The organism is Nocardioides sp. GCM10030259 (assembly GCF_042666375.1).
Classification (GTDB): domain Bacteria; phylum Actinomycetota; class Actinomycetes; order Propionibacteriales; family Nocardioidaceae; genus Nocardioides.
In genome coordinates, this window is record NZ_JBHTDF010000019.1 from 45188 (window position 1) to 71227 (window position 26040).

Genomic DNA, 26040 nt, shown 5'->3' on the forward strand with positions numbered 1-26040 from the left:
TCACACGAGATGAAGGAGAACCATCAGGAGGCGGGTCGCGCCGTGCTGTCGGGCGCTCGGTCGCCGCGGAGACATCTTCGATCCAGATGTGCCGAGAGACCGTCCACGCCGAACACCGCGGCGAGGTGGCCTCTCTGTCAGGCCCCGCCGCGGCAGTCGATGAGTACGAAGACGCTCCGCATGGTGCGACCACCGTACGGTGTGGCCGGGATCGGCGACACTGGATTTCACAGAGTGTTCGAGATGCGAGACAACCGTCCCGGAATGAAAGACTCGAAATATGAGCGCTCCCCCGGACCTTCCCGAGATCGTGTCGCGGGCCTTCGAGGTCTCCCGCAAGGCCGGGTACGTCTCGTTCTGCCGCAACGAGACCGGCCGACTGCTGGCGGCGCTGGCCGCCACGCGCTCCGGGACCATGGCCGAGTTCGGCACCGGCTGCGGCGTCGGCACCGCCTGGCTGCGCTCGGGCCTGCGCGGTGACGCCACGATCCTCACCGCCGAGCTCGACGCGAAGCTGGCCGACGCGGCCGCCGAGATCTTCGAGGACGACCCGCAGGTCGAGGTCCGCTCGGCGGACTGGTCCACCCTGCTGGACCAGGGCCCGTTCTCCCTGCTGTTCCTGGACTCCGGCGAGCCGACCGAGGTCAGCGTCGACGCGATCGCCGACCTCGTCGAGGAGGGCGGCATCGTCGTGCTCGACGACTTCACCCCCTGCGAGATGTGGCCGCCGGTGACGTACGGCCGCGTCGACACGCTGCGCGAGCAGTGGCTCACCGACGACCGGTTCACCGCGGTCGAGGTGATGGTCGCCCCCGACGCCTCGGTCGTCCTCGCGACGAAACGGTGACGCGGAGCGCGACATGGACGACGTGCCGGACACCGTGGCTGGGTGGAAGGCGCACGTCGAGGGGCTGCTGACCGAGCCGTCCTGCGCGTTCCACCGCAACGTCGACATCTCGTCGCACTACGCGCGCACCTACCTGGAGCTGCCGACCTGCCTCAAGTGGGCGGGGATGGCGGCGTTCGCCTCCCACCACGTGCGGCTCGCGCTGTTCCCCCTGCGGCTGGACACCGACCGGGCCGGGTTCGTCGACCTCCCGCGCAGCCTCGGACGACGGAAGGTCCTCCGCACGATGGACGTCGATACGATCCGCGTCACGAACAACGCGATCTTCGACGACATCTTCTGGGTGCATCGCGCCTACCTCAGCGGCGGGATCGGGCTGGTGCGCCGACTGCTCGCCCCGGAGCCCGGCTACGCGTCGATCCTCGCGGGCTTCGAGACCATCGACCGGGGACGTCGCGTGCTCGAGGACCCGGCCGCCACGGCCGACGCGCGACGGGACGCCGAGGACCTGGTGTGGACGGGCAACGTCCAGCTCCTCGAGCACGAGCAGCGGGCGCTGGTGCAGCCGCACTTCGACCGGCTCTCGTGCATGTCCGCGCGGCTCGTGTCGATCGGCGCCGCCACGACGTTCGAGGTGCGCGGCCCGCGTCGCGAGGCGGCGTACTTCACGTCGTTCTACCTGACCTCGCTCACCCGCGGCATGCCCGACGTCCTGCGCGCCGGCTCGTGGCCACGCATCACCCGGTACGACGACCGCTGGCGCTGGATCTCCACCAGCGTCGTCCCGCGCTTCCGGCGGTTCGACGCCGACACCCGGCTGATCGAGGCCACCGTGCAGCGGATCGTGGAGGAGGCGAGCGTGCACGCTGCCATGCCCTGCATGGCGCCCCGGTCCCGGCCGGGCTAGTCGTCGAGCTGCGCCCGCACCGGGATCGTCCACGCCGGCAGCCACAGCTGGGTGAGCGGTCCGATCGCCAGGGCGTAGAGGACGGTCCCGAGACCGAGCGTCCCGCCGAGCAGCAGCCCGACGACCACGACCGTGACCTCGAGGCCGGTGCGCACCAGCCGCAGCGACCGACCGGTGCGCCGCGCCAGGCCGGTCATCAGGCCGTCGCGCGGGCCGCGGCCGAGCTGGGCGCCGATGTACATCGCGCTGGCCAGGCCGCACAGCACGATGCCGCCGACCATCAGGCCGACGCGCAGCGCCATCGCGTCCGGGCGGTCGAGCAGCGCGAGGGTGGCGTCGGCGGAGAAGCCGACGACGAGGGCGTTCGAGATCGTGCCGAGGCCGGGCTTCTCGCGCAGCGGGATCCAGAGGATGAGCACGACGAAGCTCATCAGCACGACCGCCTGACCGAGCGTGATCGGCAGGTGCCGGATCAGGCCGGAGTGCAGCACGTCCCACGGAGCCAGACCGAGGTCGCCGCGCACCATGAGCGCGAGCGAGACGCCGTACGCGACGAGGCCGACGTACAGCTGCGGCAGCCGGCGAGCCAGGCGCCCGGCGCGCAGCTGCGCGATCGGGCCGAGGTCGGCGAGACCGGTGGGGGCGGTGGCGATCGTGCTCACGACGGCAAGTCTGAGCCCGATTGGCCTTCTCCCCAATAGCCAATCGTGTGAGAGTGGACTGCATGAGCACGTCCATCAGCGCCGGCCGGGTGTCCACCCTCGTCGGCGCGTTCGATCGCTCCCCCGCCTACGCCGGGCTGGCCGAGGCGTTGACGCTGCTGATCGGCGACGGCCGCATCGGCATCGACACCCGCCTCCCGAGCGAGCGCGAGCTGACCTCGGCGCTCGGCGTCTCGCGCACCACGGTCACGCGCGCCTACGCCGCCCTCCAGGAGGCGGGGTACGCCGAGGCGCGTCGCGGCGCGGGCACGTTCACGCGGGTGCCGGGCGGCCGCAGCCGGGCCCACGACCGCGCCCTGCTCCCCCGCCCCGGCGACGGCGACGCGATCGACCTCAACTGCGCGGCGCCCTCGGCTCCGCCCGGCATCGCGCGGGCGTACGCCGAGGCGGCGGCGGACCTCCCGGCGTACCTCGGCGGGCACGGCTACTTCCCCGCCGGGCTGCCAGAGCTCCAGGCGGCGATCGCCGCGACGTACGACGCCCGCGGCCTGCCGACGGACCCCGCCCAGGTGATGATCACCCCGGGCGCGCTGACAGCGGGCGCGGTCGTGGCGCAGGCGTTCACGAGCGCGGGCGACCGGGTGCTCGTGGAGTCGCCGACCTACCCCAACGCGACCGACGCGCTGCGGCACGCCGGCGCGCGGCTGGTGCCGAGCGAGGTCGACCCCGAGGGCTGGGACCTGCAGGCGGTCGCGGCGACGCTGCGCCAGACCGCGCCGCGGCTGGCGTACCTGATCCCGGACTTCCAGAACCCCACCGGGCACCTGATGACCGACGCCCAGCGCGAGGAGTACGCCGCCCACCTGCGCGGCAGCCGGACCGTCCCCGTGGTCGACGAGGCCCACCAGGCGCTGGCGCTCGAGGGGCAGCGCATGCCGCGACCGTTCGCGGCGTACGCCGCCGACGCGATCACGATCGGCAGCGCCAGCAAGGCGTTCTGGGGCGGCCTGCGGCTCGGCTGGATCCGCGCGCCGCGGGACCGGATGGAGCGGCTCACCCAGGCCCGCATCAGCCTCGACCTCGGCGCGCCGGTGCTCGAGCAGCTCGTGCTGACGCGCCTGCTCGCCGATGCCGACGACGTGCTGGCCGCCAACCGCGAGCGGTTGCGCGAGCAGCGGAACGCCCTGGCCTCCGCGGTCGGCGAGCACCTGCCCGACTGGACGTTCCACCTCCCCACCGGGGGTCTCGCGCTGTGGTGCCGCCTGCCCGGCACCCACGCGACGGCCGTCACCATCGAGGCGGAGCGGCTCGGCGTCATCGTCGCGCCGGGCCCGGTCTTCGCCGCGGAGGGTGGCCTCGACACCTTCGTCCGCATCCCCTGGACCCGCCCCGTGGAGGAGCTCACCGAGGCCGTGCGACGCCTCGCCGCCGCGTGGGCCGTGGTGCGCGACCGACCGGGGTCGCGCACCGGCCGCACCGAGCGGGTCATGGTCGCCTGAGCCCGCGGGGCGTGGCTCAGCTGCCCGTGATGTAGTGCGCGGCGTCGAACTCGGGACCCCCGTGCGTGTCCTCCTCGGTGTCGCTGGCCGCGTGCTCCTCCAACCAGGCGACGGCGGCGTCGAGGTGGCGGCTCGAAGCCAGCACGTAGGCGATCACGTTCGCCTCGTAGCACGTGAAGTGCGGGCCCACCCGCTCCGCCGTCTCGTGACGGCCGAAGACGCGCGCCATGTGCTCCAGCGCCTTCTCGAGGTCGTGGCCCTCGTCGCGCCCGGCACGCAGCATGCGGATCAGTGCAGGATCCACCATGGGTCTCCTGTACCCCCGACCGCCACACGCCATGACCCTCCCCGATACCGGGCCGTTACTGCGCCGGGGGCGAGCTGACACCGCCACAGTCGACGGTGAGTGAGCAGGGCCGGATCAGCCGGTCCTCCTCACGAGAAGAGCTCGGCCATGACCACCAGGACCACCCCTCGGAGCCGCATCCTCACCTTCGGTGCGGCACTCACCCTCGCCGCCTCCGCGCTCGTCTTCAACGGATCCACGGCGGCAGCCCAGCGGCCCGCCCCGGACTCCCCGTGCTTCGTGGGGGCCGACGCCGCCGAGCGCCTGTGCCGGGCCGAAGCGGCGCCCTGCATGAACCACCCGACCCGACCGTGCGGCGGGCTCCCGGAGCTGCGGTGCGCGGTCACCCCCGACGCCGCCGAGCGACGCGGCGCCCGCCACCCCGGCGACATCTGCCGGGTCTAGGGGGCGCAGACGCGTCGGTACGGCACGTCGTCGCCGAACGCATCGGCCCACTCGAGGCGGGTGAGCTCACGCCCGGCGACGTCGCAGGCGTAGCGGACGGCCGCCCGCGCGGAGACGTCCCACGCGAAGACGCTGCCGGTGATGCTCGCGGCGAGGATGCGGCCGTTGGGCGCGAAGGTGACAGCAGGCGGCGCCGGCATGTACTCCGGAAGGTCGGACGACGCCAGCGGCGTGCCGGTCGCCACGTCCCAGAGCCCCATCGGCACGCCACGGGAGCCGGTCGCCAGCCGGTCGCCCTCGGGATCGAAGGCAAGGTGGTGCACGTCGCCCGCGCCGTCGGTGACGGCCGGCCGGACGGAACGCCCCGACTCGAGGTCAACGATCTCGACCTCCCCGTCGAGACCGCCGAAGGCGACGCGTGACTCGTCGGGCGCCAGGGCGAGGGCCAGGCCGTGGCGCATCGTCAACCGACCCGACTGCACGACCTTGCCGGAGACCAGGTCGACGCGGTACCAGGTCCGTCCCCCGGGTGCCCAGGTGACGCGCGGGTCCGAGCCCTTGCCGAGGACCACGGCCGTCCTGCCGTCGGCGAATCCCGCCAGGCCCGCGACGTCCTCGGGCAGCGTGAGCGTGGTGCCGACCTGCTCGAGCGACGAGGCGTCGAGCAGCAGGAGCCGCCCGTCGTCGGTCGCTACCCCGATGCGCTCGGGGCCGAGGTACGACGCGGCGACGATGCCACGGTCGGTCACGCTGCGCCGGCCGACCTCGCGGCCCGCGTCGGCGTCGACGACCTGCACCCAACCCGCCCCATAGCCGGCGACGTATCGATCTCCCGCCGGGTTCCACGCTCCGGCGCGCAGCCACTCGGTGCCGATGACGGGCAGGTCGGACTGGCGGCGCGTGTCCAGGTCGAAGATTGTCAGCGCCAACTCCTCCAGCTCGGTGTCGATCCAGCCCGCGCTCGCCATCCTCGTCGCGTCCGGGCTGAACCGCAGCTCGGCGTTCGCGAAGCCCGGAGCCTGGTTGAAGCCGATCCGCTGGACGAAGCCGTGGGTCTCGCTCAGGTCCCAGGACTGGAGCTGGCGCCGCAGCGGCTTGGCCACGTAGAACGTGCCCCCGTCACTCGCGAATGCGACGCCGTAGCCCGGCGGCCCGCCCGTGTCGAGCGTCTCGACCGCCACTCCCGTCCGGACGTCCCACACGACCGCGGTGCCGTCCTCGCCGGACGCCGCCACGGACCTGCCGTCACGAGCGAACACGATGTCCACGACCACCCCGATGCCGTCGAGCAGGGCGAACCCGGGCCGGCCCGTCCGGATGTCGTAGAGCTGCACTGCCGAGGAGTCGGCGTTCGCCGTGGCGAGCATGTTTCCGTGGACGTCCAGGGCGTTGTTCCAGGTCGCGACGTCCGCCTGCCACCGGACGGCACCGGTGGCGACGTCGTACGCCGCCACCGGCGTGCTCGACAGGACGGTCCTCCCGTCCGCGGAGAGCCCGACGCCGGTCCATGCCCCCCCTGCCTCGATCGGCGGCCCGGCCGGGCGCCCGGTCGCGAGGTCCCAGACCCTGATGCGGTTGTTGACGTCCTGGACCGCGGGATGCTCCCTTATCGCCGGGCTGTACGCCACGGCGAGCCTGCGTCCGTCGGCGCTCAGCGACACGTCGACGACGAAGATGTTCGTCGGCACACCCCGGAGCCGGGTCGGCAGCTCCGTGAGCGACGCCGGGTCGATCAGGCGGATCGGACGATCATCACCGGGCGCGGCGGGCACGACCAGCACGTCGTCGTTGGCGGCGAGCGGCGGGTCGACCGTGGCGCGGTGGCCGTCTCCGGCGTCGTAGCTGCCGACCGGGCGGAGGTCGGTGTCGAAAGACCTCACGATGTGACGCTTGTCGATCGCGAACACCCGGTCGCCGGCCGCTGCGATGAAGCCGATGTAGTCGCTGTCCGGGACCGACACGAGCCCGGTGAGCAGAGGACGGCTCGCGACCGCCGAAGAGAGGCTCCGGAGCGTGTCGGCGGAGGGCGAGACCTGGTGCGCGGCCGCAGCCAGCAGCAGCGAGAGCTGGGGATCGTCGGTCTTGAGCGCCTTCGCGCCCACCGCCGAGGAGATGGCTTCAAGCGACTGCTGGTCCGCCCGGCGAGCCTGGATGACGGCGAGGACGCCCGCCACCAGGGCCGCGACGAGCAGGACGGCGACGCCGATCAACAAGCCACGCAGCACGCGGTTCGTGCGCTTCTGGCGGCGGACCTGGTCCTCGAGGGCGGCCGCCTCGGCGTCGGCCAGCTGCCGACCGGCCAGCAGGAAGGCCGCCTCCGTCTCGGTGAGGGCGACGTCAGCAGTCTCCGCCCAGCCGACCGCCCGGGCGAGGCGGACCCCCCGGTAGAGCTCGCTGTCCGGGCGGCCCAGCTCCTCCCACGCCCGGGCCGCCGCCGCCAGGTGGTGGAAGACGCGACGCCCGTCGACGTCCTCGTCGAGCCACTCGCGGAGCCGGGGCCAGCCGTCGACCAGGGCCTCGTGCGTGAGCGTAAGGGTGTCGGCGTCCCTGGTCACCAGTCGGGCCCGGACCAGGGCGTCCACCAGGTCCGTGTGACGGGGGTCCGTGAGCTGGTCCGCCGGGACACGCACCCGGTGCGGCTCACCCTCGGATCCCAGGCTGACCAGCCGCATCATCAGCGACCGGAGCGCGGTGCGGTCACCGGCGTTCGTGGCGGCGTACACCCGCTCCGCGGACCGCCCGACGGCTCCGCGCACGCCACCGGTCGCCCGGTAGCCCGCGACCGTCAGCGTCCTTCCCTCGCGACGCGACCAGGTCTGGGCGAGCGCGTGGGAGAAGAGCGGCAGCGCGGCCGGCTCACCCTCGAGGTCACGCAGCAGGAGGTCGACCAGACCGGGTTCGACGAGGAGCCCGTGCTGGGCGGCCGGCTTCTCGACGGCCGCGGTCAGCCCGGCCGTCGAGAGCCCGCCGAGCAGGAACAGGCCCTGCTCGACGAGCCGGGCCAGGCCCGGGTGGGCCGCGACCTCGGTCAGCTGGTCGGCGCGCAGCACGATGATGCGCGGCCCCGGGTGCGCGTCGACGCCGTCGAGCAGCGCGGCACGTTCGGCCTCGGGCAGCGCGAAGAGCTCCTCGGCCTGGTCGACGACGAGTACGTCGACCCCGGGCTCGACCCCGTCCGCGACCCCGTGGACGCGAGCGTGGGCACTGGGCGTGATCAGCTGGACCGATCGGTTCGCCTCGCGCAGCGCGGGCACCACGCCCGCGCGCACGAACGACGACTTGCCGATGCCGGAGGGGCCGACCACGGCCAGGCAGCCACGGGCATCGAGCACGGAGCGTGCGGCGACGATGTCGTCGTCACGGCCGAAGAAGGACTCTGCCTCGGCCGGACCGTAGGGCGACAGCCCGGGCCACGGGCACTGCTCGTCAGACGCGGCCGCCGTGGGCGCAGCAAGAGCCGGGTCCTGTCGCAGGATCGCGACCTCGAGCTCGACCACCTCCGGGCCAGGGTCGATCCCGAGCTCGTCGGACAGCCGCACCCGGCACAGGCGCAGCGCGTCGAGCGCCGCGGCCTGCTGCCCGATGCGGTACTCCGCCAGCGCGAGCTGGGCCCAACGCCGCTCCCGCAGCGGCTCCTGCTCCGCGAACGCCCGGGCCCGGACGACGGCCCGGTTCAGGTCGCCCGACCCCAGGAGCGCGTCGACCAGGAGCTCCTCCCCCTGCAGCTTCAGCTCGAGGAACCGCGTGTTCTCCGCCTCCGCCGGTGGCCAGTGGTCGAGCTCGGCGTACGGCGCGCCGGTCCAGGCTCGCAGCCGCTCGTCCAGCAGGAACGCGGCCCGGTCGGCCTGCCCGAGCCCGAGCAGGTCGCGGCCCCGGCTGATGGCCTGCTCGAACCGGTCCGCCTCCGTGACGGCGTGGGGAGACAGGACGTACCCGGAGTCGAGCGTCGTGATGGCGTCCGCGCCGAACTGTCCGCGGAGGCGGGACACGCACCCCTGGATGACCTTCGCGCTCGACGTCGGCGGGCCCTCCGGCCACAGCGCCTCCGCGAGCTGGTGGTGGCTCAGCGCGGCGGGCCGCGACAGCGCGAGCGCCGAGAAGACGACCCGATCCCGTCGTCCGAGCAGGTGGACGGCACCCGAGTCCAATGATCCAGGCGCCGTGCCGGTCACCTCCACAACTCTAGGCGCGGCTCCCGGCGGTGTACATCGGATTGCGCGCGGGAGGGTGACCGCACACCGGGGGTGGTGCTGGCCGCACGGGAGGCACCTCGAACGGGTCGGACACCGTCCCGCGCCGTGCGCCCAGCCCGATCGTGGATCGGCTCCGAACAGCGTGTGCTGGAGGCATCCACAAGACGCACCGAGAGGCAAGGCCATGATCATCGAGGAAGAGACCGGCACCTACACCTCCCGGACCGCGCACCCGCACAACGGCTACTACGCAGGCGACTTCTCCTCCGTTCCGTTCCAGCAGCCCGACCTGGGCGCGCTGCTCTCGCTGGCCCCGGGCTCCGCCGGGCACACGCACCGGTCGTTCGCCTGAACGATCAGGCGTCGCGCCGGGTCGCCAGCTCCGCCGACTCACCCCGCGCCAGCACGCCCAGCACATCGAACGAGATCGGGTGCACGAGCGCGTCGGCGTGGCGGTGCACCAGCACCCAGCCCGACGGCTCGCACCGGAGGACCAGCGTCACCCGCAGCGACCAGTCCTGGTCCGGAGTGCCCCCGACCTCGCCGTGCTGCCGCTCGATGAGCACCAGCACGGCGAGGTCGCCGGACGCCAGGACCTGCTCGACCTCGACGGTCGCCCCACCCCTGGCGAAGAACCGGCGAGTCTCCTCGCGGGCCTCCGGCGTGTCCACGAAGCCGCGGACCGTCGGGCCACCGAAGGGGGACATCAGGGTGAAGTCGTCGTCGTGGTCGATCAGGTCGAGGTAGGTGTCGATGTCTCCGCGGATGTACGCCGCGGCGGAGTCCTGCGCGAGCCGCGTCAAGTCGGCCGCCAGCGCGCTCGCGGGCTGTGCGGCGGTCATCAGGCGACGTGTTCCGCGCGTGTCTCGCCGACCGCGATCCGGGTCCGCTCCGGGAGCACCGGCTCGGCCGGCGTGGGCGAGCGCAGCACCCTCGCGATGGCAGCCGGCGCGAGCAGGGCGGACGGCGGGTCGGCCAGGCCGACGACCGCGAGGAAGCGCCGGGCGAGCGCCGGGTCGTGCTCGGCGGCGCCCAAGAACCGCTCGACGTACCGCCCCATGAGCATGCCGCGGCGGGTGCGCAGCCCGATGGTCTCCGGGTAGGCGAGGTCGGCGCCGTTCGACAGCGTCCACGCGACCCCGAGCGGACGCACCGCGGCCCGGTAGAACCGGCGCGGGAGGTCCTCGTCCGGCCCGTCCACCAGCGCGGTGCGCAGCGCCAGCGCCTGCTTCAGCGCCACCGTCATCCCCGTGCCGTAGATCGGGTTGAAGGCGGCGATGGCGTCGCCGAACGCCACGAGCCCCGCGGGGTGTCGGCGGAGCCGCTCGTAGTGGCGCCAGATGCTGGTGGGGTGCGCGTGCCGCGCCACGTCGTCGACCGGCTCGGCGGCGTGCAGCGCATCGACCAGCCAGGGCGGGGCCATGGTCTCCAGGAGCCGCATCCGCTCGCCTGCGTCGGTCGGCGGGTGCTCGGCCGCGCCGTACGACATGATCGAGACCGTCCAGCGGCCCTCCTCGCCGGCGAACGCGGCGAAGCCGTTGCGACGTCCGGGCGCGCGTCCCTCGATGACCAGGTCCTGCGGGTAGTGCGCGCGCGGCAGGCGGACGGTCTGGCTGGCGTAGCCGATCTGCACCACCGTCCGGTCCTCCTCGGGGCGGCTGTGGCCGAGCTCCTCCAGCCACACCGGCGTACGGCTCCCGCGGCCCGTGGCGTCGACGACGAGGTCGGCGTCGATGACGCGTTCCTCCGCGTCCCGGCTGGCCGCGGGCGCCACGCGGGCCCCGGTCACCCGGACCCGGTCGCCGTCGATCTCGGACGCGACCCCCAGGACGTCGAGGCCCTCGGCGATGTGGACACCGGGCAGCCCGCGGACGCGCTGCCGCATCCGCCACTCCAGGTGTGGACGGGTGACCGACAGGACGGGCGCGATCGGCACCTCCGCCTGGCTCAGCAGCCGGCCGGAGAACCGGAGCCACAGCCGACTGAGGTCGTGGACCTCGCGCGCACCGTCCTCGGCGAGCTGGGTCCGCAGGTCGGGGAAGAGATCCCCGAGCAGCTGCAGTCCGCCGGACTGCATGCCGTGCACGTGCCGGCCCTGCGGCACCCCTCGTCTGCCCCGGCCCCCGCCCGGCATGACGTCGCGCTCGACGATCGTCACCTCGTCGAAGGTGTCGGCGAGGACTCGAGCGGCGACCAGTCCGCCGATGCCTGCCCCCAGCACGACAGCCCGGCTGCCTCGCCCCGTTCGTGTCCTCATCGTGTCCTCCTCCGCGGCCGGTCCCCTGCGGGCCGGCCTTCGTGGGGATCCACGGTGAGGGTCGGCCCGCGGCAGGTCGTGGAGAGGATCTGGAGATTGCCCGGAGAAGGCCGGCCGGAAGTGGGTTGTCGCCGTCCGGGTGCGGGCCGACACTGGGTGGGGCAGGGAGGGGGTCCTCCGTGTACCGCTTCGAGGACTGCGAGCTCGACCCCCGCCGCCGGGAGCTGCGGCGGGGCGGCCGTCCCGTGCACGTCGAGCCCCAGGTCTTCGACGTGCTGGTCCACCTGCTCCAGCACCGCGACCGCGTCGTCCCCAAGGCCGAGCTCCTCGACGAGGTGTGGGGCGACCGGTTCGTCAGCGACGCCACCCTGACCAGCCGCCTCAAGGCGGCCCGGAGAGCCGTCGGCGACGACGGCCAGGGGCAGCGGCTGATCGCGACCGTGCACGGCGTCGGCTACCGGTTCCGCGGCGACGTCGTCGACGGCACGACGTACCTCCCCGACCCGGTGGCGTTGCCCCCGGTCCGGCACCGGGACACCCAGGAGATCCGCTACTGCCACTCGCCGGACGGCGTCTCGATCGCCTACGCGACGTCCGGGTCGGGGCCGCCGCTGGTCAAGGCCGCGAACTGGCTGACCCACCTCGACCTCGAGTGGCAGAGCCCGATCTGGGCGCACTGGATCGACGCCCTCTCCGACGGCCGCCGCCTCATCCGGTACGACGAACGCGGGTGCGGGCTGTCCGACTGGCAGGTCACCGACTTCAGCCTCGACGCGTGGGTGGAGGACCTCGAGCTCGTCATCGACTCGGTCGGCCTGGAGAGGTTCCCGCTCATCGGGCTCTCCCAGGGCGGCGCGGTGGCGGTGGCGTACGCCGTGCGCCACCCGGACCGGGTGACCCACCTCGTGCTCGTCGGCGCCTACGCCCGCGGGCGGCTGAAGCGGGCCGCCACCGTGGAGGAGCGGGAGGAGGCGGACCTCGACCTGCGCGTGGCCCGCGTGGCCTGGCGCAGGGACGACCCGGCGTTCCGCCAGGTGTTCGCGGCCCAGTTCCTCCCCGACGCGCCGCGAGCGCTGTGGGACGCCTTCAACGAGATGCAGCGAGCCACCACCTCGACCGAGAACGTGGTGCACTTCCTCGAGGCCTTCGCCGACCTCGACGTGTCGGCGATCGCGCCGCAGGTCGCCTGCCCGACGCTGATCCTGCACGCCCGGCGGGACCGGCGGGTGCCTGAGTCGCAGGCGCGTGAGCTCGCCGCGCTCATCCCGTCCAGCGTCCTGCACCTCGTGGACAGCGGGAACCACGTCGTGCTGCAGGACGAGCCGGCCTGGCCCGACGTCGTCGACCGGATCGACGCCTTCCTGGCGTGACGCGGGGCCACCTCCGCCACTACCCGGTACAGAGGATTCCAGATCGTGCGGGCCACGATCCCGACCTCGACCATTGACGACGACCCGGTTGGCGGAGTACCTGAGACCTGTGATCCGTCATCTGTCGCGTGCCGCAGGCACCGCCGCCGCCGTCCTGACCATCGCCGCGTCCTCCGTGGTCTTCGCCACCGCGTCCGCCGACAAGCCGGACCCGGTCGTCTACGACGCCCTCGGCGACTCCTACGGGTCGGGCTTCGGCGTCCCGCCCTACAGCGCGACGTGCGGCCGCTCTGCCGCGGCGTACGCCGAGCAGCTCGACGGCCGCAAGCACATCGCCCTGGACGACTTCGTCGCGTGCGCGGGGGCGACGACGCTGACCCTGGTGTCCGGAGGCCAGCTGGGAGCGCTCGACGCGGACACCGACCTGGTGACGATCAGCGTCGGTGGCAACGACACCAACTGGTCCACGGCCGTCGTGGCATGCCTGGGCTCGACCGACGCGAACTGCAAGGCCGCACGGGACGCGGTGACCGCCCGGATCACCACGCTGCTGCCGGGACGGCTGGACGCGCTCTACGGGCAGGTGGCGGCAGCGGCCCCCGACGCGCACGTCGTCGTCACCGGCTACCCGCGACTCTTCTCGCCCGAGTACGGCGCGTTCCTCGGCGCGTCCGCGGCGGAGCAGCAGGCGCTCAACGACGGCGCCGACCTGCTGAACGCCACACTCGCCGACGCCGCGGCCGCGCACGGCTTCCAGTTCGTCGACGTCACCAAGCGCTTCCTCGGGCACGGCGCGAACGCCGCGGAGCCGTGGGTCCTCGGGCCGACCGACCCGGGCGCCTTCCACCCGAACGCCGCGGGCTACGAGACCTACACGGCCGCCGTGACGAGCGCGCTGAAGCCGTCCCTGCTCCGCTGAGGAGTCAGGTCAGGTCGAGTCGGCGCGCTCGGCAGGGGGCGCTTCGGGGTACTGCAGGATCGACGGGTCGTCGTGCCGGTCGCCATCCCGGTCGTCGATCCGCTCCGGACCACGCGGTGCGGCCGGCGTACCGGTCGCGATGGCCTCGAAGTAGCGCAGCATCTCGACGGGGAAAGGCAGCACGAGCGTGGAGTTCTTCTCCGCGGCCACCTCGACCATCGTCTGCAGCAGCCTCAGCTGGAGCGCCGCCGGCGTCTCGGCCATCGCGGCCGCGGCCTCCGAGAGCCGCTGCGAGGCCTGGAACTCGCCGTCGGCGGTGATGATCCGCGACCGCCGCTCACGCTCCGCCTCCGCCTGGCGCGACATGGACCGCTTCATGGTCTCGGGCAGGGCGACGTCCTTGATCTCGACGCGGTCGATCTCGATCCCCCAGGACGCGGCCGGGCTGTCGAGCATCACCTCGAGGCCCTGGTTGAGGTGCTCGCGGTTGGACAGCAGGTCGTCGAGCTCACTCTTGCCGATGATCGAGCGCAGCGACGTCTGCGCGACCTGGAGGATGGCGAACGAGTAGTCCTGCACCTCGACGACGGCCCGCAACGGGTCGATCACCTTGAAGTAGACGACGGCGTCGACCCGGACGGTCACGTTGTCGCGGGTGATGCCGTCCTGCGCGGGGACCGGCAGGGTCACCACCTGCACGTTGACCCGGGTCATCCGGTCGACGCCGGGGACGAGCAGGGTCAGGCCCGGGCTGCGGGGCTGGGGCTGCGCCCGGCCCAGCCGGAAGACGACGCCCCGCTCGACCTGCTTGACCACGCGCGCGGTCGCGAGCCAGCCGACGACGGCCAGCACCAGCAATGACGCCAACACGATCCAGACGATGTCCACGGCTACCTCCACGCAGGAGCGCGCCTCACCTTCGAGAGTACGCCGCGCACGTAGTCCTCTCGGATGATTCCAAAAATTACTTGACTGAGTCAGGCAATAGGCGCACCATGGACCGATGGCACGCCTCGAGAACCTGCTGGGAGCCTGGTCGCTCACCGTGGCCGACCGGATGACGGCCGCGGGCCGGGAGGTCGGGATGTCGCCCTCCGACCAGGCCGCGGTGGTGACCCTGCACGCCGAGCCCGACCAGACGGTGTCGTGGCTCGGCGACGTGCTGGCGCTGACCAGCTCCGGGGCGACCCGGCTGGTCGACCGGCTGGTCGCGGCCGGCTGGGTGGCCCGCTCCCCCGGCACCGACAACCGGCAGCGCCGGCTGCGGCTCACCGACGCCGGGGAGGCCGCCGCGCAGCGGATGATCCGCGCTCGCCACGACGTGCTGACCGCGAGCCTGGCGCCGCTCGACGACCAAGTCCGCGCGCAGCTCGAGCTCGCCCTGGAGCAGCTGGTGGGGGCGTCGACCGACGTCCTGCCGACCGCCCTGCGCACGTGCCGTCTCTGCGACCGCTCCGCCTGCCGCGCCGCGGGGCACGACTGCCCACTCGCCCACACCACGAACCAGGAGGAGCACGATGACTGACGTCCGCACGAACGCCCGCCCCGTCGCCACGGCGACGGTCCTGGTGCCCGGCACCGCGATGATCGCGGTGACCTTCGGGCTCGCCCGCTACGGCTACGGCCTGCTGCTCCCCGACATGAAGGCCGACCTCGGCATCGGCCCGGGCGCCGCGGGCCTGATCTCCTCCCTCGGCTACCTCGCCTACCTGGTGGCGAACGCCGCCGTCGCCCCCCTCGCGGCGAGGTTCGGCTCGCGGGTCGCCGTCGCCGGAGCCGCGGTATCGGCTGCGCTCGGGATGGCGGTCATCTCCGTCGCTGGCGGCGCCTGGGCCGTCGCCATCGGGGTGCTGGTCGCCGGAGCCGCGGCCGGCATGGCGTTCCCGCCGTACGCCGACATCGTGGACCGGCACGTCGATGCACCGCGCCGGGACGTCGTGTGGTCGACGATCAGCTCCGGCACCGGGTGGGGCGTGGTGCTGGCCGGGCCGGTGGCCATCCTCGCCGGCGACCAGTGGCGGCTCGTGTGGGCGAGCTTCGTCGTGATCGCCGTCGTCACCGGCATCGCGGCCACGAGGCTGGCGCCGGCGCGGGACGACGTACCGCTCCGCCGGCCCCAGCTGAGCCCGAGCTGGTTCCTCTGCCCACGGTCGCGGCCGCTGCTGGTCTCGGCGGTCCTGATCGGTGCGGGCAGCTCCGTGTGGTGGGTCTTCAACGTCGACGCGATGCAGCAGGCCGGGATGGCCGCGACGCCGGCCCGCATCGTGTACGCCGTCTGCGGCGCGGCCATGCTGCTCGGCTCCCTGAGCGGGGTCGCCTTCGAGCGCCTGGGGCTCCGGATCACCTACCTCGGGTCGACCGCGCTGCTCGGTCTCTCCCTGGCGCTGCTCGGCGCCGCCACCGCCGACGTGGCCGCGGCGCTCGTGGCCTCGGCGCTCTTCGGCGCCTTCTTCGCCGCGGTCATCGCCGCGCACGGTGTGTGGAGCGCCCGGGTCTTCGACGAGCACCCGGCCGCCGGGCTCGCGGCGGTGAGCACCGCGCTGACGCTCGGCACCCTGGTCGGCCCGATCGTCGCCGGCGTCCTCATCGACCACAGCGGGCACGCGACGGCGCTGGCGATCGCCGCCGTGACCTGCGGCGCGGCCCTGCCGTTCTGCCCGCCCAGCCGCCGCCGCCGCGTCGCACTGGCCGGGCACGAGTGCACGGCCGCCCCGGTCCGCTGAGTCTCACTCGACGCCCGCGAGCCGGCCGGTCAGGCAGGTCTGGAGGCGTGGAGCCAGCTCGGCGACGACCGCCTCGGGCGGGAGCGACGCGAGCGGCTCGACCGCGACGACGTAGCGGGCCATCGCCAGGCCGACGACGTGCAGCATCACGAGCGAGGCGCGGTACGCCGCGTGGTCGCCGCCGATCCCGGCCGCGACCGGCTCGAGCAGGTCCACGCTGATCCGGTCGCGGAGCAGGCGCGCAGCCTCCGGCTCCGACGACGCCGCCCGGACCACCGCGAGCATCCGCTGCCGACCGTCCTCGGACTCGAGCGTCTCGACGACGAACCTCGCGAGCCGCTCGCCCGCCGAGCGTCGAGGACCGTCGAGCAGACGGGTGACGACAAGCTCCGGCGGAGCGGGCAGCTCCGCTGCGGCGGCGAAGAGCTCGAGCTTCGAGCCGAAGTAGTGCACGACGAGGGCGGGGTCCACCCCGGCCTCGATCGCCACCCGGCGGATGGACGTGCGGTCGTACCCCTCCGTCCCGAACAGCCGGCGCGCTGCCTCGTGGATGGCGGTCTTCGTGCCGCTGTCGCCGGCGCGCCGACCCCGCTTCGTGGTCGTCATGAGCACATCGTGCCAGAAAATTCTTGACGTGTTGAATTCAACGGGTGCAGAATTCTTGGCAACAGCCCCTTCCGCACCTGGAGCTCCCCATGTCGACCCACCTCTCACCCCACCGCCGCAGGGCCGTGCTCGCCGTCGTGTGCCTCGCGCTCGTGATCGTCGTGTCCGCCGTGAGCGGCCTCAACGTGGCCCTGCCCGACCTCGCCGTCGACTCCGGCGCCACCCAGACCGAGCTCACCTGGATCGTCGACGCCTACACGCTCGCGTTCGTCGGCCTGCTGCTCCCCCTCGGCGCGCTCGGCGACCGGTACGGCCGTCGCGGCGTGCTGCTCTTCGGCCTCCTCACGTTCGGCGCCGGCGCGGCATTGGCGATGACGACCAACGACCCCACCGCCCTCATCGCGCTCCGTGCCGTCATGGGCGTCGGGGCCGCGGCGATCATGCCGGCGACCCTGTCGGTCATCACGAGCTCGTTCCCGCCCGAGGAGAAGGGGCGCGCCGTCGGCGTCTGGGTCGGCGTCGCCGGCGGCGGGGCCGTGCTCGGCCTGCTGGTCTCCGGCACGCTGCTGGAGTTCTTCACCTGGAGCTCGTTCTTCGGCCTCAACGTGGCCCTCGCCGCCGTCGCCGTCGCGGGCGTGCTCGCCGTGGTCCCGAACTCCCGCGACGAGCGCGCCCCCAGCGTGGACCCGGTGGGCGCCCTGCTGTCGCTCGTCGGCGTCGTCGGCGTCGTGTTCGCGATCATCGAGGGCCCCGAGCGCGGCTGGACGGACCACCTGACCCTGACCACCCTGGTGGTCGGCACCCTCGCCCTGATCGCGTTCGTCCTCTGGGAGCTGCGTCGCCGCGAGCCGATGCTGGACCCGCGCCTCTTCCGCCTCGGCGGCTTCAGCGCCGGGGCGCTGGCGCTGACGGTGCAGTTCTTCGGCACGTTCGGGTTCTTCTTCGTCGTGATGCAGTACCTGCAGTACGTCGAGGGGCGCTCGCCGCTGATGGCGGCCGTATGCCTGCTGCCCCTGCCCGCGGTCGTGATCCCCCTGGCGCGTCGCGCCCCGGTGATCGCCGCCCACGTCGGGACGCGCCGGGTCGTGGTGCTCGGCCTCGGCCTGAGCGCCGTCGGCATGCTGATCCTGTCGACGCTGTCGCTGGACACGCCGTACTGGCACCTCGCGCTGGGCACCGTCGTCTTCGGCGCCGGGATGGGGCTCGCCGGCACCCCCGCCACCACGGCCATCGTCTCCGCGCTCCCCGACTCCCAGCAGGGCGTCGCCTCCGCGGTCAACGACACGTCGCGCGAGCTCGGCAGCGTCCTCGGGATCGCGGTGCTCGGCAGTGCGCTGAGCGCCGGCTACCGCGATGGGCTCGAGGGCGCCACCGACCAGCTGCCGCCGGACGCGGCGCACGCAGCCGAGTCGTCGATCGCCTTCGTGACCCACGGCACCGACCAGCTCGCGGCGATGGGGCCCGGCGGGGACCAGCTGGTCCGGGCGGCGCAGCAGTCCTTCGTCGACGCGACCGGTACGGCGTTCCTCATCGCCGCGGCCGTGCTGGCGGTCGGCGCCGTGGTCGTCGCCTTCCGGGCCCCGTCCCGGACGCAGGAGGCCGTCGCGACGGAGCCGGAGTCCGGGACGGACCGCACCGAACGGGTGGTGGTCGGCTGAGCCCGGGCGGCACGTAGGCTCAACGTGCCGCCTGGCTCCCGAACCGCGTCCCGAGGAGGTTGCGTGTCTGGCACACCGTCACGACTCCGGACGATCCTGCCGGGCCCGGGACGCACCGCCATTGGTGCGACCGTGGCCGGCGGGGTGCTGACCGGCCTGGCAGCTGTGCCCGAGCGGATGGGCCGGCTCTTCCGGCGCCGCTTCCCGATGGTGGCCGTGACCGGGATGACCGGGGTCGGCAAGAGCCAGCTCGTCGACCGGCTCACGCGACGCGGCACCGGCGCGGACGCGACGGAGGTCGGCTCGGCCGTGATGGAGCGTCGGACGCGGCGCTCTCCCCGGCTGCACGGCTTCCGCTTCCTGGTGGTGCCGGGCGACAACGCGGCAACCCGCCTGGGCGCCCTCGACGAGGTGTTCCACGACGAGCCGGTCGACGGCGTGATCCACGTGGTCGCGAACGGCCACGCGACGCCGCGGCGTACGGCCGGCACGACGGGTACGGCGACCGCCGCTCGCGAGGAGCAGCTCGCTGCGGAGCTCGAGGATTGGACGATCACCTCGCACCGCATCGCCTCCATGGCGGTGCGCCGCGACAAGCCCATCTGGCTCGTCATCGCGGTGACGAAGACCGACCTCTACCCCGACGACGTCGACGAGGTCGTGCACTACTACTCGCCGGGCAGCGGCTCACCCTTCGGCGACAAGGTCGACGCGCTGCGGGCCCTGGCAGGCGGGGCGAAGCTCTCGATCGACGTGCTCCCCGTGTCGAGCCAGGTCGACGGCGCCAGGTCTTCTCTCCCGACGAAGCGCGCCAACGCCATGGTCGACGCGCTCGCGGTGCGGCTGGCACAGCTCAGCGGGCACGCCTGAGCCTGCCCCCGACGGGCGTCAGACCAGGCTGACGGCCCGCGCGGCGGACGCCGAGATCGCGACCTGGATGTCATCGAGGGTGTCGGCGGGAATGGCGCTGTCGACCGAGAGGGCGACCAGGGCCAGCCCGCCGCGGGTCTGGCGGGAGACCTGCATGCCGGCGATGTTGACGCGGGCCTCGCCGAGGATGCCGCCGACGGTGCCGACCATGCCGGGGCGGTCCTCGTAGGTGAAGAACGCGAGGTGCTGGGTCGGCTCGATGTCGACGTCGAAGCCGTTGACCTCGACCAGCCGCTCCCGCTGGCCGATGCCGACCAGCGTGCCGCTCACCGAGATCGCCGACCCGTCGGCCAGGGTGCCGCGGATCGTGATCAGGTTGCGGTGGTCGGGGCTGTCGGGGTCGGTGACCAGCCGGACGGCCAGGCCGCGCTCGGCGGCGAGCAGCGGGGCGTTCACGTACGAGACCTGCTCCTCGACGATGTCGGCGAAGATCCCCTTGAGCGCCGCGAGCTCCAGCACCTTGACGTCGTAGTCGGTGATCTCGCCGCGCACCTCGACGTCGACCTGCTGCGCGACCTCACCGGCGAGGCCGGTGAAGACCCGGCCGAGCTTCTCGGTCAGCGGGATGCCGGGGCGGACGTCCTCGGCGATCACGCCGCCCTGGACGTTGACGGCGTCGGGCACCAGCTCGCCGGACAGCGCGAGCCGCACCGACCGGGCGACCGCGAGACCGGCCTTCTCCTGCGCCTCGTGCGTGGAGGCGCCGAGGTGCGGGGTGGCGACGACGTTCTCGAGCTCGAACAGCGGGCTGTCGGTGCACGGCTCGACCGCGAACACGTCGAGGCCGGCGGCCGCGATCCGGCCCTCCTTGAGCGCGCCGTGCAGCGCCGCCTCGTCGACGATGCCGCCGCGTGCGGCGTTGACGAGCACCAGCGACGGCTTCACCTTCGCGAGCTGCTCGGCGCCGATCAGGCCGACGGTCTCCGGGGTGCGCGGGAGGTGGACCGACATGAAGTCCGCCTCGGCGAGGAGCGTGTCGAGGTCGACGAGGCGCACCCCCATCTGGGCGGCCCGGCCGGCCTGCACGTACGGGTCGTAGGCGATCACGCGCATGCCGAACGCCGTGAGGCGCTGCGCGACCAGCACGCCGATCCGGCCGAGGCCGACGATGCCGACGGTCTTCTCGTAGAGCTCGATGCCCGTGTAGCGCGAGCGCTTCCACTCCCCGATCCGGAGCGCGGCGTGGGCCGGCGAGACGTGGCGGGCCGCCGCGAGCATCAGCCCGACGGCGAGCTCGGCGGCCGAGACGATGTTGGAGGTCGGCGCGTTGACGACCATGACGCCCGCCTGGGTGGCGGCCCGGACGTCGACGTTGTCGAGCCCGACACCGGCACGGGCGACGACCTTGAGGCGGCGAGCGGCGGCGAGCGCCTCGGCGTCCACCTTGGTCGCCGACCGCACGAGCAGGGCGTCGACGTCCGCGATGGCGGCGAGCAGCTCGTCGCGGTCCGCGCCGTTGCAGAGGCGGATCTCGAAGTCGGGGCCGAGCGCCTCGACGGTGGCGGGGCTCAGCTCCTCGGCGATGAGTACGACGGGCAGGTTCACAGCGATGCGTTTCCTCGAGGTGTCGGCTGGACGGCCATGCGGCACGACGCTGTGCTCGTTCGCGACACTACCCGACCACGCGGACTTATCGAGTGGCGTCCGCCTGACGACGCCACCTATCCTCGTCGGGTCCCATCCCCTCCCGCAGGCAGGTTCTCTTGGAGCTCTGAGGTGTCCCTCGACCACCACCTCATTCCTGGAGCTCCGCCATGCCCGCACCCACCTCTGTCATCGCCGCGTCCGGCCTCGGCTTCGCCTGGCCCGACGGCACCCCGGTCCTCACCGGCCTCGACCTGCTGGTCTCCCCCGGCCGCTCCGGCCTCGTCGGCGTCAACGGCGCCGGCAAGTCGACGCTGCTGCGCCTGATCGCCGGGGCGCTGCGGCCGACGTCCGGCCACCTCACCGTGGCCGGCGAGGTCGCCTACCTGCCGCAGGACCTCACGCTCGACGTCGCCCAGCCGGTCGAGGAGTTCCTCGGCATCGGCGCCGTACGACGTGCCATCCGCTCGGTCGAGTCGGGTGACGTCGACCCTGCGCACTTCGAGACGATCGGCGACGACTGGGACGTCGAGGAGCGGGCGGTCGCCGAGCTCACCCGGCTCGGACTCCCGCCCGACGTGCTCGACCGGCGGCTCGGTGAGCTCTCCGGCGGCGAGGTCACCCAGCTCGGCCTGGCCAGGCTCCTGCTGCGTCGGCCGGACGTGCTGCTGCTCGACGAGCCGACCAACAACCTCGACGCCGACGCACGCCACCGCCTCTACGACGTCGTCGACGGCTGGAGCCGCTCGATGCTGGTCGTCAGCCACGACCGCGAGCTGCTCGAGCGGATGGACCGCATCGGCGACCTCCGCGGCGGCGCCGTGCGGTGGTACGGCGGCGGCTACTCGTCGTACGCCGCCCAGGTCGCCGCCGAGCAGGAGGCCGCGCGCCAGGCGGTCACCAGCGCCCGCTCCGACCTGCGCCGGCAGCGCAACGAGCGGGTCGAGGCCGAGCGGCAGCTGGCCGTCCGCAAGCGCACGGCCGCGAAGGCCGAGCGGACGACGGGACTCGGCAAGGCCGCGATCAACGCCAAGAAGCAGCAGGCCGAGGAGTCGGCCGCCCGGCTCCGGCGCGTGCAGGACGACCGGGTCGGCCAGGCGCGGGACCGGCTCGGTGAGGCGGAGGCGCGCCTGCGCGACGACCGCGAGATCCGGATCGAGCTCCCCGGCACCGAGGTCTACCGCGGCCGGGTCGTGCTCGAGGGCGAGCTCGCGATCAGCGGGCCCGAACGGATCGGGATCATCGGACCGAACGGCTCGGGGAAGACCACCCTGCTGCATCGCCTCGTCGCCCAGGCCCAGGTGCCGGTCGGGCTGCTCCCCCAGCGGCTCGACGTGCTCGATCCCGACGACACCGTCTACGGCAACGTCGCCCGGCGCGCCCCGGGCGCGGACACCAACACGATCCGCGCGCGGCTGGCCCGCTTCCTCTTCCGCGGCGGCGCCGCCGACCGGACCGTCGGGGACCTGTCCGGCGGCGAGCGCTTCCGGGCCACGCTCGCCGCGCTGCTGCTGGCCGACCCCGCCCCGCAGCTGCTGCTGCTCGACGAGCCGACCAACAACCTCGACTTCGCGTCGTACGACGCACTGGTCTCGGCGCTGGAGTCCTACCGCGGGGCGCTGGTCGTGGTCAGCCATGACGCGGCGTTCCTCGACGACATCGGCGTGGACCGGATCGTCGACCTCGGAAATCCGGAGGCGCCCGGCACCGACGACTGACAGGCTGCCGACATGCACGTGGAGACCGAGCGCCTGCTGATCCGCCCGTGGCGTCACGAGGAGGCCGGGCGGCTGCTCGACATCCTCAGCAGGATCGAGGTCGTGAAGTGGCTCGGCGACGGGGAGCCGGTGCTGATGAAGGACCTCGACGAGGCGCACGCCCGGATCGACCGCTTCAACACCGTGCGCAACGAGCCGCCGCTCGGCATGTGGGCGATCGAGCGGGTCGCCGACGGGGTGGTGGTCGGCACCGTGCTCCTGCTGACGCTGCCCGACGCCGAGCACGGCGAGGTCGAGATCGGCTGGCACCTGCACCCGGACTCCTGGGGCCACGGCTACGCGAGCGAGGCGGCCGCGGCGGTCCTCGCCCACGGCTTCGCCGCCGGGCTCCCCGAGATCATCGCGGTCAGCCACACCGACAACTGGCCGTCGCAGGCCGTGATGCGCCGGATCGGCCTCGAGGACCGCGGCATCGTGGAGAAGTGGTACGAGGGCGAGTCGGCCTGCTTCGCGATCACCGCGGAGCAGTGGGCGAAGGCTCAGGCCTCGAAGAGCGCCTGACCGGCGTGCGCCTGCCGCAGGGCCTCGGCGAAGACCTCGCGCGGCTGGGCCCCGGAGACGGCGTACTTCTGGTCGAGGACGAAGAACGGCACGCCCGTCGCGCCGTACGCGCGAGCCTGGGCGACGTCGGCGGCCACCGCGTCGGCGTACTCGTCGCCGGCGAGCACCTCGCGGACCCGGGCCTCGTCGAGCCCGACCGACACCGCGGCGGCGACCAGGACCTCGTGGTCCCCGACGTCCCGCGCGTCGAGGAAGTACGCCGAGAGCAGCGCCTCCTTCAGGTCACGCTGGACGGCCGGTCCCCCGCTCTCGAGCGCCAGGTGGAGCAGCCGGTGCGCGTCGACGGTGTTGGTGTGCACGGTGTCGAAGAGCTTCAGGTCCAGCCCCTCGACCGCGGCCAGGTCGACGAGCTGCTGCTGCATCTGGCGCATCTCGGCCTCGCTGCGGCCGTACTTCTTCGCGATGACAGAGGTCGACAGGTCGTGGCCTCCCGGGGAATCGGCAGTGCGCGGCGCACTCGGGTCGAGCTCGAAGGAGCGGTAGACGATCTCGACCTCGTCGCGCTGCGGGAACTCGGCCAGGGCCGACTCCAGACGCCGCTTCCCGACGAAGCACCACGGGCAGACGACGTCACTCCAGATCTCGATCCTCACGACGCGCGCAACGTCCAGGCGCCGGGGTTTAGTCCCGAGCTCAGGCGGCGGGGAGGGTGACCCGGAACGTCGTGCCCTCGCCGAGCCGCGACCCGACCTCGATCGTGCCGTCGTGCCGCTCGACGATCGTGGCGACGATCGCCAGGCCGAGGCCGGTGCCGGACTCGCGCAGCGCTTCGGGGTTGCTGGTCCGGAAGAACGCCCGGAAGAGGCCCTGCTGGTCGTCGTCGGAGATGCCGAGCCCGGTGTCGGCGACGTCCAGCACGACCTGGTCGTCGCGGCGCGCCGCCGTGACCGTGATCTCGCCGCCGGGCGGCGTGTACTTCACGGCGTTGCTGACCAGGTTGCCGACGAGCCGGTCGAGCTCGACCGCGTCCCCCGGCACCACGAGCGGGTCCGGCGCGAGGTCTACGGTCAGCGTGAGGCCCTTGGACCGCGCGGTGGACTCGACGAACGAGACCACGTCGCGGGTGACCGTGTGCAGGTCGACCGGCACCCGCTGGAGCGGGTGGTGCGGGTTGCTGACCCGGGCCAGCAGCAGGAGGTCGTCGACCACCTTCCCCATCCGGTGGGCGCCGCGGCTCATCGCGCCGTGGTAGCGGGCGGCCTCCGGGTCGAGGTCCATGCCCCCGAGCAGCTCGAGGTTGCCGGAGATCACCGTGAGCGGCGTCCGCAGCTCGTGCGACAGCGTCGCGACCAGCTGGCTGCGGTGGTCGTCCACCTGCTGGAGCTCGCGCACCAGCTCGCGCTCGCGCTCCAGCGCCCGCGCCGTCATGAGCGCGGCGCCGAGGTCGTGGCCGATCTGGAGCGCGGACTCGATCTCGAGGTGCGCCCACGGTTGCTGGTCGGCCTGCCGGGTCAGCGCCATGAACCCCACGCACTCGTCGCCGACCCCGAGCGCGACGCCGAGGATCGACGACACGTTGCGCCGCTGGAGGTGCTCGGCGGCCCCGGGGGCGATGTCCCGCGGGATGCTCTCCGTGGCGATCACGATCGGGCGCTGCTCGGCCCACAGGTCCGGCGCGATGCTCTCGATGTGGTCGATGACGTCCGGGAACATCTCGAGCGGCTCGCCGTCCTCCGTGCGGAGGACCCCGACTCCCGGACCGTCGGGCTGGAGCACGTGGAGCCACGACCCGCGGGCGTCGAACCCCTGGACCAGCGGTCCGTGGGTGTGCCGCAGCACGTCCTCGAGCGACCCGTGGGTGGGTCGGGACGCCCACCGGATCAGCCGGCGGGCCGACTCCGCGTGGGCGACCTGCCGGACGAGTGCCTCCCGCTCGAACGCCGTGAGCACGGCGCGCTCGGCCTGCGCGGCGTACCGCTCCAGCAGGCTGCGCTGCCGCTCGTCCGGCCGGCGACCCGAGGACGGGCGGTCGACCGAGAGGATCCCGATCACCTCGCCGTCGTCGTTGCTGAGCACGGCGAGCAGGCCGTCGTCGGGCTGCCAGGCGTCCGGCTGCTCGGTGGGGACCTGCTCGATCCGGACCCAGTGGCCGTCGAGGTCCTCGATCGCCGTCGCCTCGACGAACCGCAGTCGCGGTCCCCAGGAGGTCGCCCGAGCGAGCACGGGTTCGATGACCGCCGCGGGATCGCTCTCCTCGATGAAGGCGCGGTGCTCCTCCGGTCCGGTGTACGCCAGCGTCACCAGGTCGTCGCCGAGCACCACCGACAGCGCGGCGACCTCGAAGCCGACCATCTCGGCGACCGACTCGACCATCAGCTGCAGCACGGCACGCGCCGAGGAGTCCGACCACGTCGCGTGGTCGGAGGTGCTCCTCGGCGCGTCGGGTCCCACGGGACGAAACTAGCGTCCCGGGGAAGCCAGCCGGTGCTCATCCGCTCAGCTCGCCTCCTTCCACGGATCGTGCTCGGCGAGGATCCGGTCGACGCGGGCCTGGTCGAGCCGCGACACGACGTACTGGTTCTCCTGCGCGTCGCGCACGCACTTGGCGAGGCTGAACGACGACGTGGTGAGGAAGACGGTGCCGAGGGCGAGGAAGGCCTTGGGCCAGGCGTCGCCCGGCAGGTAGTAGATGGCGACCAGCATCGTGAAGAGGGCCAGGCCGAACGCGATCGCGGACTGGGCGTAGAAGGCGGTGGTGTTCTTCGGGGTGTGGGTGGCTGTGTCCATGGCACGAGTCTCGGCGGCGGGCACGGGCCGCCACATCCGTACGGATACTCATCTCGGGTGTCACACTG

Annotated in this window: 24 protein-coding genes; 13 read left to right on the top strand and 11 right to left on the bottom strand. The window is 73.2% G+C overall.

Annotation, left to right across the window (positions count from 1 at the left end; translation table 11 throughout):
* Positions 1–280 precede the first annotated feature (280 nt).
* Both ACFQQI_RS16570 and ACFQQI_RS16575 read left to right on the top strand, forming a co-directional pair.
* Positions 281–847: an O-methyltransferase gene (locus tag ACFQQI_RS16570; protein ID WP_378565743.1), complete on the top strand. Its 567-nt coding sequence runs from the start codon at positions 281–283 to the stop codon at positions 845–847.
* A gap of 13 nt (positions 848–860) precedes the next feature.
* Positions 861–1754 carry a DUF2515 family protein gene (locus tag ACFQQI_RS16575; RefSeq protein ID WP_378565746.1) on the top strand — a complete coding sequence of 298 codons (894 nt, stop codon included), beginning with the start codon at positions 861–863 and terminating at the stop codon, positions 1752–1754.
* Here the strand turns inward: ACFQQI_RS16575 and ACFQQI_RS16580 are convergent.
* A complete protein-coding gene (locus tag ACFQQI_RS16580) occupies positions 1751–2416 on the bottom strand; it encodes a YitT family protein (RefSeq protein ID WP_378565749.1) in 666 nt (221 codons plus the stop codon). The two genes, ACFQQI_RS16575 and ACFQQI_RS16580, sit on opposite strands and share 4 nt — an antisense overlap.
* Before the next feature lie 62 nt (positions 2417–2478).
* On the opposite strand from ACFQQI_RS16580, the gene ACFQQI_RS16585 reads away from it, so the two are divergent.
* Positions 2479–3915, top strand: a complete 1437-nt coding sequence (locus tag ACFQQI_RS16585) for a PLP-dependent aminotransferase family protein (RefSeq protein WP_378565752.1) — start codon at positions 2479–2481, stop codon at positions 3913–3915.
* Positions 3916–3931: 16 nt separating this feature from the next.
* Here ACFQQI_RS16585 and ACFQQI_RS16590 read toward each other — a convergent pair whose 3' ends face one another.
* Positions 3932–4219 (bottom strand): hypothetical protein, encoded by a 288-nt coding sequence (locus ACFQQI_RS16590; protein WP_378565755.1) that lies wholly within the window; start codon positions 4217–4219, stop codon positions 3932–3934.
* 150 nt (positions 4220–4369) lie between these two features.
* On the opposite strand from ACFQQI_RS16590, the gene ACFQQI_RS16595 reads away from it, so the two are divergent.
* Positions 4370–4666, top strand: a complete 297-nt coding sequence (locus tag ACFQQI_RS16595) for a hypothetical protein (RefSeq protein ID WP_378565758.1) — start codon at positions 4370–4372, stop codon at positions 4664–4666.
* Here the strand turns inward: ACFQQI_RS16595 and ACFQQI_RS16600 are convergent.
* On the bottom strand, positions 4663–8838 hold the full coding sequence (locus tag ACFQQI_RS16600) for a BTAD domain-containing putative transcriptional regulator (protein ID WP_378565761.1): 4176 nt from the start codon (positions 8836–8838) through the stop codon (positions 4663–4665). The genes ACFQQI_RS16595 and ACFQQI_RS16600 overlap by 4 nt on opposite strands.
* 205 nt (positions 8839–9043) lie before the next feature.
* Here ACFQQI_RS16600 and ACFQQI_RS16605 point away from each other — a divergent pair, with 205 nt between their 5' ends.
* Positions 9044–9211 (top strand): hypothetical protein, encoded by a 168-nt coding sequence (locus tag ACFQQI_RS16605; RefSeq protein ID WP_378565764.1) that lies wholly within the window; start codon positions 9044–9046, stop codon positions 9209–9211.
* A 4-nt stretch (positions 9212–9215) separates the two neighbouring features.
* On the opposite strand, the gene ACFQQI_RS16610 is transcribed toward ACFQQI_RS16605, so the two are convergent.
* Positions 9216–9701 (bottom strand): nuclear transport factor 2 family protein, encoded by a 486-nt coding sequence (locus ACFQQI_RS16610; RefSeq protein ID WP_378565767.1) that lies wholly within the window; start codon positions 9699–9701, stop codon positions 9216–9218.
* Positions 9701–11116 carry an NAD(P)/FAD-dependent oxidoreductase gene (locus tag ACFQQI_RS16615; RefSeq protein WP_378565770.1) on the bottom strand — a complete coding sequence of 472 codons (1416 nt, stop codon included), beginning with the start codon at positions 11114–11116 and terminating at the stop codon, positions 9701–9703. Before ACFQQI_RS16615 ends, ACFQQI_RS16610 begins: the two co-directional genes overlap by 1 nt.
* A 179-nt stretch (positions 11117–11295) precedes the next feature.
* Between ACFQQI_RS16615 and ACFQQI_RS16620 the strand changes: the two genes are divergently transcribed.
* Both ACFQQI_RS16620 and ACFQQI_RS16625 read left to right on the top strand, forming a co-directional pair.
* Positions 11296–12486 carry an alpha/beta fold hydrolase gene (locus tag ACFQQI_RS16620; RefSeq protein WP_378565773.1) on the top strand — a complete coding sequence of 397 codons (1191 nt, stop codon included), beginning with the start codon at positions 11296–11298 and terminating at the stop codon, positions 12484–12486.
* Between the two features lie 109 nt (positions 12487–12595).
* Positions 12596–13405 carry an SGNH/GDSL hydrolase family protein gene (locus ACFQQI_RS16625; protein WP_378565776.1) on the top strand — a complete coding sequence of 270 codons (810 nt, stop codon included), beginning with the start codon at positions 12596–12598 and terminating at the stop codon, positions 13403–13405.
* Between the two features lie 9 nt (positions 13406–13414).
* On the opposite strand, the gene ACFQQI_RS16630 is transcribed toward ACFQQI_RS16625, so the two are convergent.
* Positions 13415–14293, bottom strand: coding sequence for a slipin family protein (locus tag ACFQQI_RS16630; RefSeq protein ID WP_378565779.1), 879 nt, complete (start codon positions 14291–14293; stop codon positions 13415–13417).
* Between the two features lie 115 nt (positions 14294–14408).
* Between ACFQQI_RS16630 and ACFQQI_RS16635 the strand changes: the two genes are divergently transcribed.
* Positions 14409–14930 (top strand): MarR family winged helix-turn-helix transcriptional regulator, encoded by a 522-nt coding sequence (locus tag ACFQQI_RS16635; protein ID WP_378565782.1) that lies wholly within the window; start codon positions 14409–14411, stop codon positions 14928–14930.
* On the top strand, positions 14923–16128 hold the full coding sequence (locus ACFQQI_RS16640) for an MFS transporter (RefSeq protein ID WP_378565785.1): 1206 nt from the start codon (positions 14923–14925) through the stop codon (positions 16126–16128). Before ACFQQI_RS16635 ends, ACFQQI_RS16640 begins: the two co-directional genes overlap by 8 nt.
* Before the next feature lie 3 nt (positions 16129–16131).
* Here the strand turns inward: ACFQQI_RS16640 and ACFQQI_RS16645 are convergent, their stop codons facing one another.
* The gene (locus ACFQQI_RS16645) at positions 16132–16734 is read right to left on the bottom strand and encodes a TetR family transcriptional regulator (RefSeq protein WP_378565788.1); all 603 of its coding nucleotides are present in this window, start codon (positions 16732–16734) and stop codon (positions 16132–16134) included.
* An 89-nt stretch (positions 16735–16823) separates the two neighbouring features.
* On the opposite strand from ACFQQI_RS16645, the gene ACFQQI_RS16650 reads away from it, so the two are divergent.
* Both ACFQQI_RS16650 and ACFQQI_RS16655 read left to right on the top strand, forming a co-directional pair.
* Positions 16824–18392: an MFS transporter gene (locus ACFQQI_RS16650; protein WP_378565791.1), complete on the top strand. Its 1569-nt coding sequence runs from the start codon at positions 16824–16826 to the stop codon at positions 18390–18392.
* Positions 18393–18455: 63 nt separating this feature from the next.
* Entirely contained in the window at positions 18456–19262 is an 807-nt protein-coding gene (locus tag ACFQQI_RS16655) for a hypothetical protein (RefSeq protein WP_378565794.1), read from the top strand.
* Between the two features lie 18 nt (positions 19263–19280).
* Here the strand turns inward: ACFQQI_RS16655 and serA are convergent, their stop codons facing one another.
* Entirely contained in the window at positions 19281–20867 is a 1587-nt protein-coding gene (serA, locus tag ACFQQI_RS16660; RefSeq protein ID WP_378565796.1) for a phosphoglycerate dehydrogenase, read from the bottom strand.
* 209 nt (positions 20868–21076) lie between these two features.
* Between serA and ACFQQI_RS16665 the strand changes: the two genes are divergently transcribed.
* Both ACFQQI_RS16665 and ACFQQI_RS16670 read left to right on the top strand, forming a co-directional pair.
* Complete coding sequence (locus tag ACFQQI_RS16665) at positions 21077–22624, top strand: ABC-F family ATP-binding cassette domain-containing protein (RefSeq protein ID WP_378565798.1); 1548 nt, start codon at positions 21077–21079, stop codon at positions 22622–22624.
* Positions 22625–22636: 12 nt separating this feature from the next.
* Positions 22637–23185 carry a GNAT family N-acetyltransferase gene (locus tag ACFQQI_RS16670; protein WP_378565801.1) on the top strand — a complete coding sequence of 183 codons (549 nt, stop codon included), beginning with the start codon at positions 22637–22639 and terminating at the stop codon, positions 23183–23185.
* Here ACFQQI_RS16670 and ACFQQI_RS16675 read toward each other — a convergent pair.
* From ACFQQI_RS16675 to ACFQQI_RS16685, 3 genes are read right to left on the bottom strand one after another with little or no spacing between them, the layout of a single operon-like run.
* A complete protein-coding gene (locus ACFQQI_RS16675) occupies positions 23164–23838 on the bottom strand; it encodes a DsbA family oxidoreductase (RefSeq protein WP_378565804.1) in 675 nt (224 codons plus the stop codon). The genes ACFQQI_RS16670 and ACFQQI_RS16675 overlap by 22 nt on opposite strands.
* Before the next feature lie 40 nt (positions 23839–23878).
* Complete coding sequence (locus ACFQQI_RS16680; RefSeq protein WP_378565807.1) at positions 23879–25636, bottom strand: ATP-binding protein; 1758 nt, start codon at positions 25634–25636, stop codon at positions 23879–23881.
* A gap of 45 nt (positions 25637–25681) precedes the next feature.
* A complete protein-coding gene (locus ACFQQI_RS16685; protein WP_378565810.1) occupies positions 25682–25972 on the bottom strand; it encodes a YiaA/YiaB family inner membrane protein in 291 nt (96 codons plus the stop codon).
* Positions 25973–26040: the final 68 nt, after the last annotated feature.

What these genes read in the sequence shown, in the direction of transcription:
- ACFQQI_RS16665 (WP_378565798.1), top strand. Translation starts at nt 21,077, where the DNA reads ATGCCCGCACCCACCTCTGTCATCGCCGCGTCCGGCCTCGGCTTCGCC.
- ACFQQI_RS16670 (WP_378565801.1), top strand. Translation starts at nt 22,637, where the DNA reads ATGCACGTGGAGACCGAGCGCCTGCTGATCCGCCCGTGGCGTCACGAG.
- ACFQQI_RS16685 (WP_378565810.1), bottom strand. Translation starts at nt 25,972, where the DNA reads ATGGACACAGCCACCCACACCCCGAAGAACACCACCGCCTTCTACGCC.
- ACFQQI_RS16635 (WP_378565782.1), top strand. Translation starts at nt 14,409, where the DNA reads ATGGCACGCCTCGAGAACCTGCTGGGAGCCTGGTCGCTCACCGTGGCC.
- ACFQQI_RS16640 (WP_378565785.1), top strand. Translation starts at nt 14,923, where the DNA reads ATGACTGACGTCCGCACGAACGCCCGCCCCGTCGCCACGGCGACGGTC.
- ACFQQI_RS16650 (WP_378565791.1), top strand. Translation starts at nt 16,824, where the DNA reads ATGTCGACCCACCTCTCACCCCACCGCCGCAGGGCCGTGCTCGCCGTC.
- ACFQQI_RS16605 (WP_378565764.1), top strand. Translation starts at nt 9,044, where the DNA reads ATGATCATCGAGGAAGAGACCGGCACCTACACCTCCCGGACCGCGCAC.
- ACFQQI_RS16610 (WP_378565767.1), bottom strand. Translation starts at nt 9,701, where the DNA reads ATGACCGCCGCACAGCCCGCGAGCGCGCTGGCGGCCGACTTGACGCGG.
- ACFQQI_RS16585 (WP_378565752.1), top strand. Translation starts at nt 2,479, where the DNA reads ATGAGCACGTCCATCAGCGCCGGCCGGGTGTCCACCCTCGTCGGCGCG.
- ACFQQI_RS16570 (WP_378565743.1), top strand. Translation starts at nt 281, where the DNA reads ATGAGCGCTCCCCCGGACCTTCCCGAGATCGTGTCGCGGGCCTTCGAG.
- ACFQQI_RS16595 (WP_378565758.1), top strand. Translation starts at nt 4,370, where the DNA reads ATGACCACCAGGACCACCCCTCGGAGCCGCATCCTCACCTTCGGTGCG.
- ACFQQI_RS16575 (WP_378565746.1), top strand. Translation starts at nt 861, where the DNA reads ATGGACGACGTGCCGGACACCGTGGCTGGGTGGAAGGCGCACGTCGAG.
- ACFQQI_RS16615 (WP_378565770.1), bottom strand. Translation starts at nt 11,116, where the DNA reads ATGAGGACACGAACGGGGCGAGGCAGCCGGGCTGTCGTGCTGGGGGCA.
- ACFQQI_RS16645 (WP_378565788.1), bottom strand. Translation starts at nt 16,734, where the DNA reads ATGACGACCACGAAGCGGGGTCGGCGCGCCGGCGACAGCGGCACGAAG.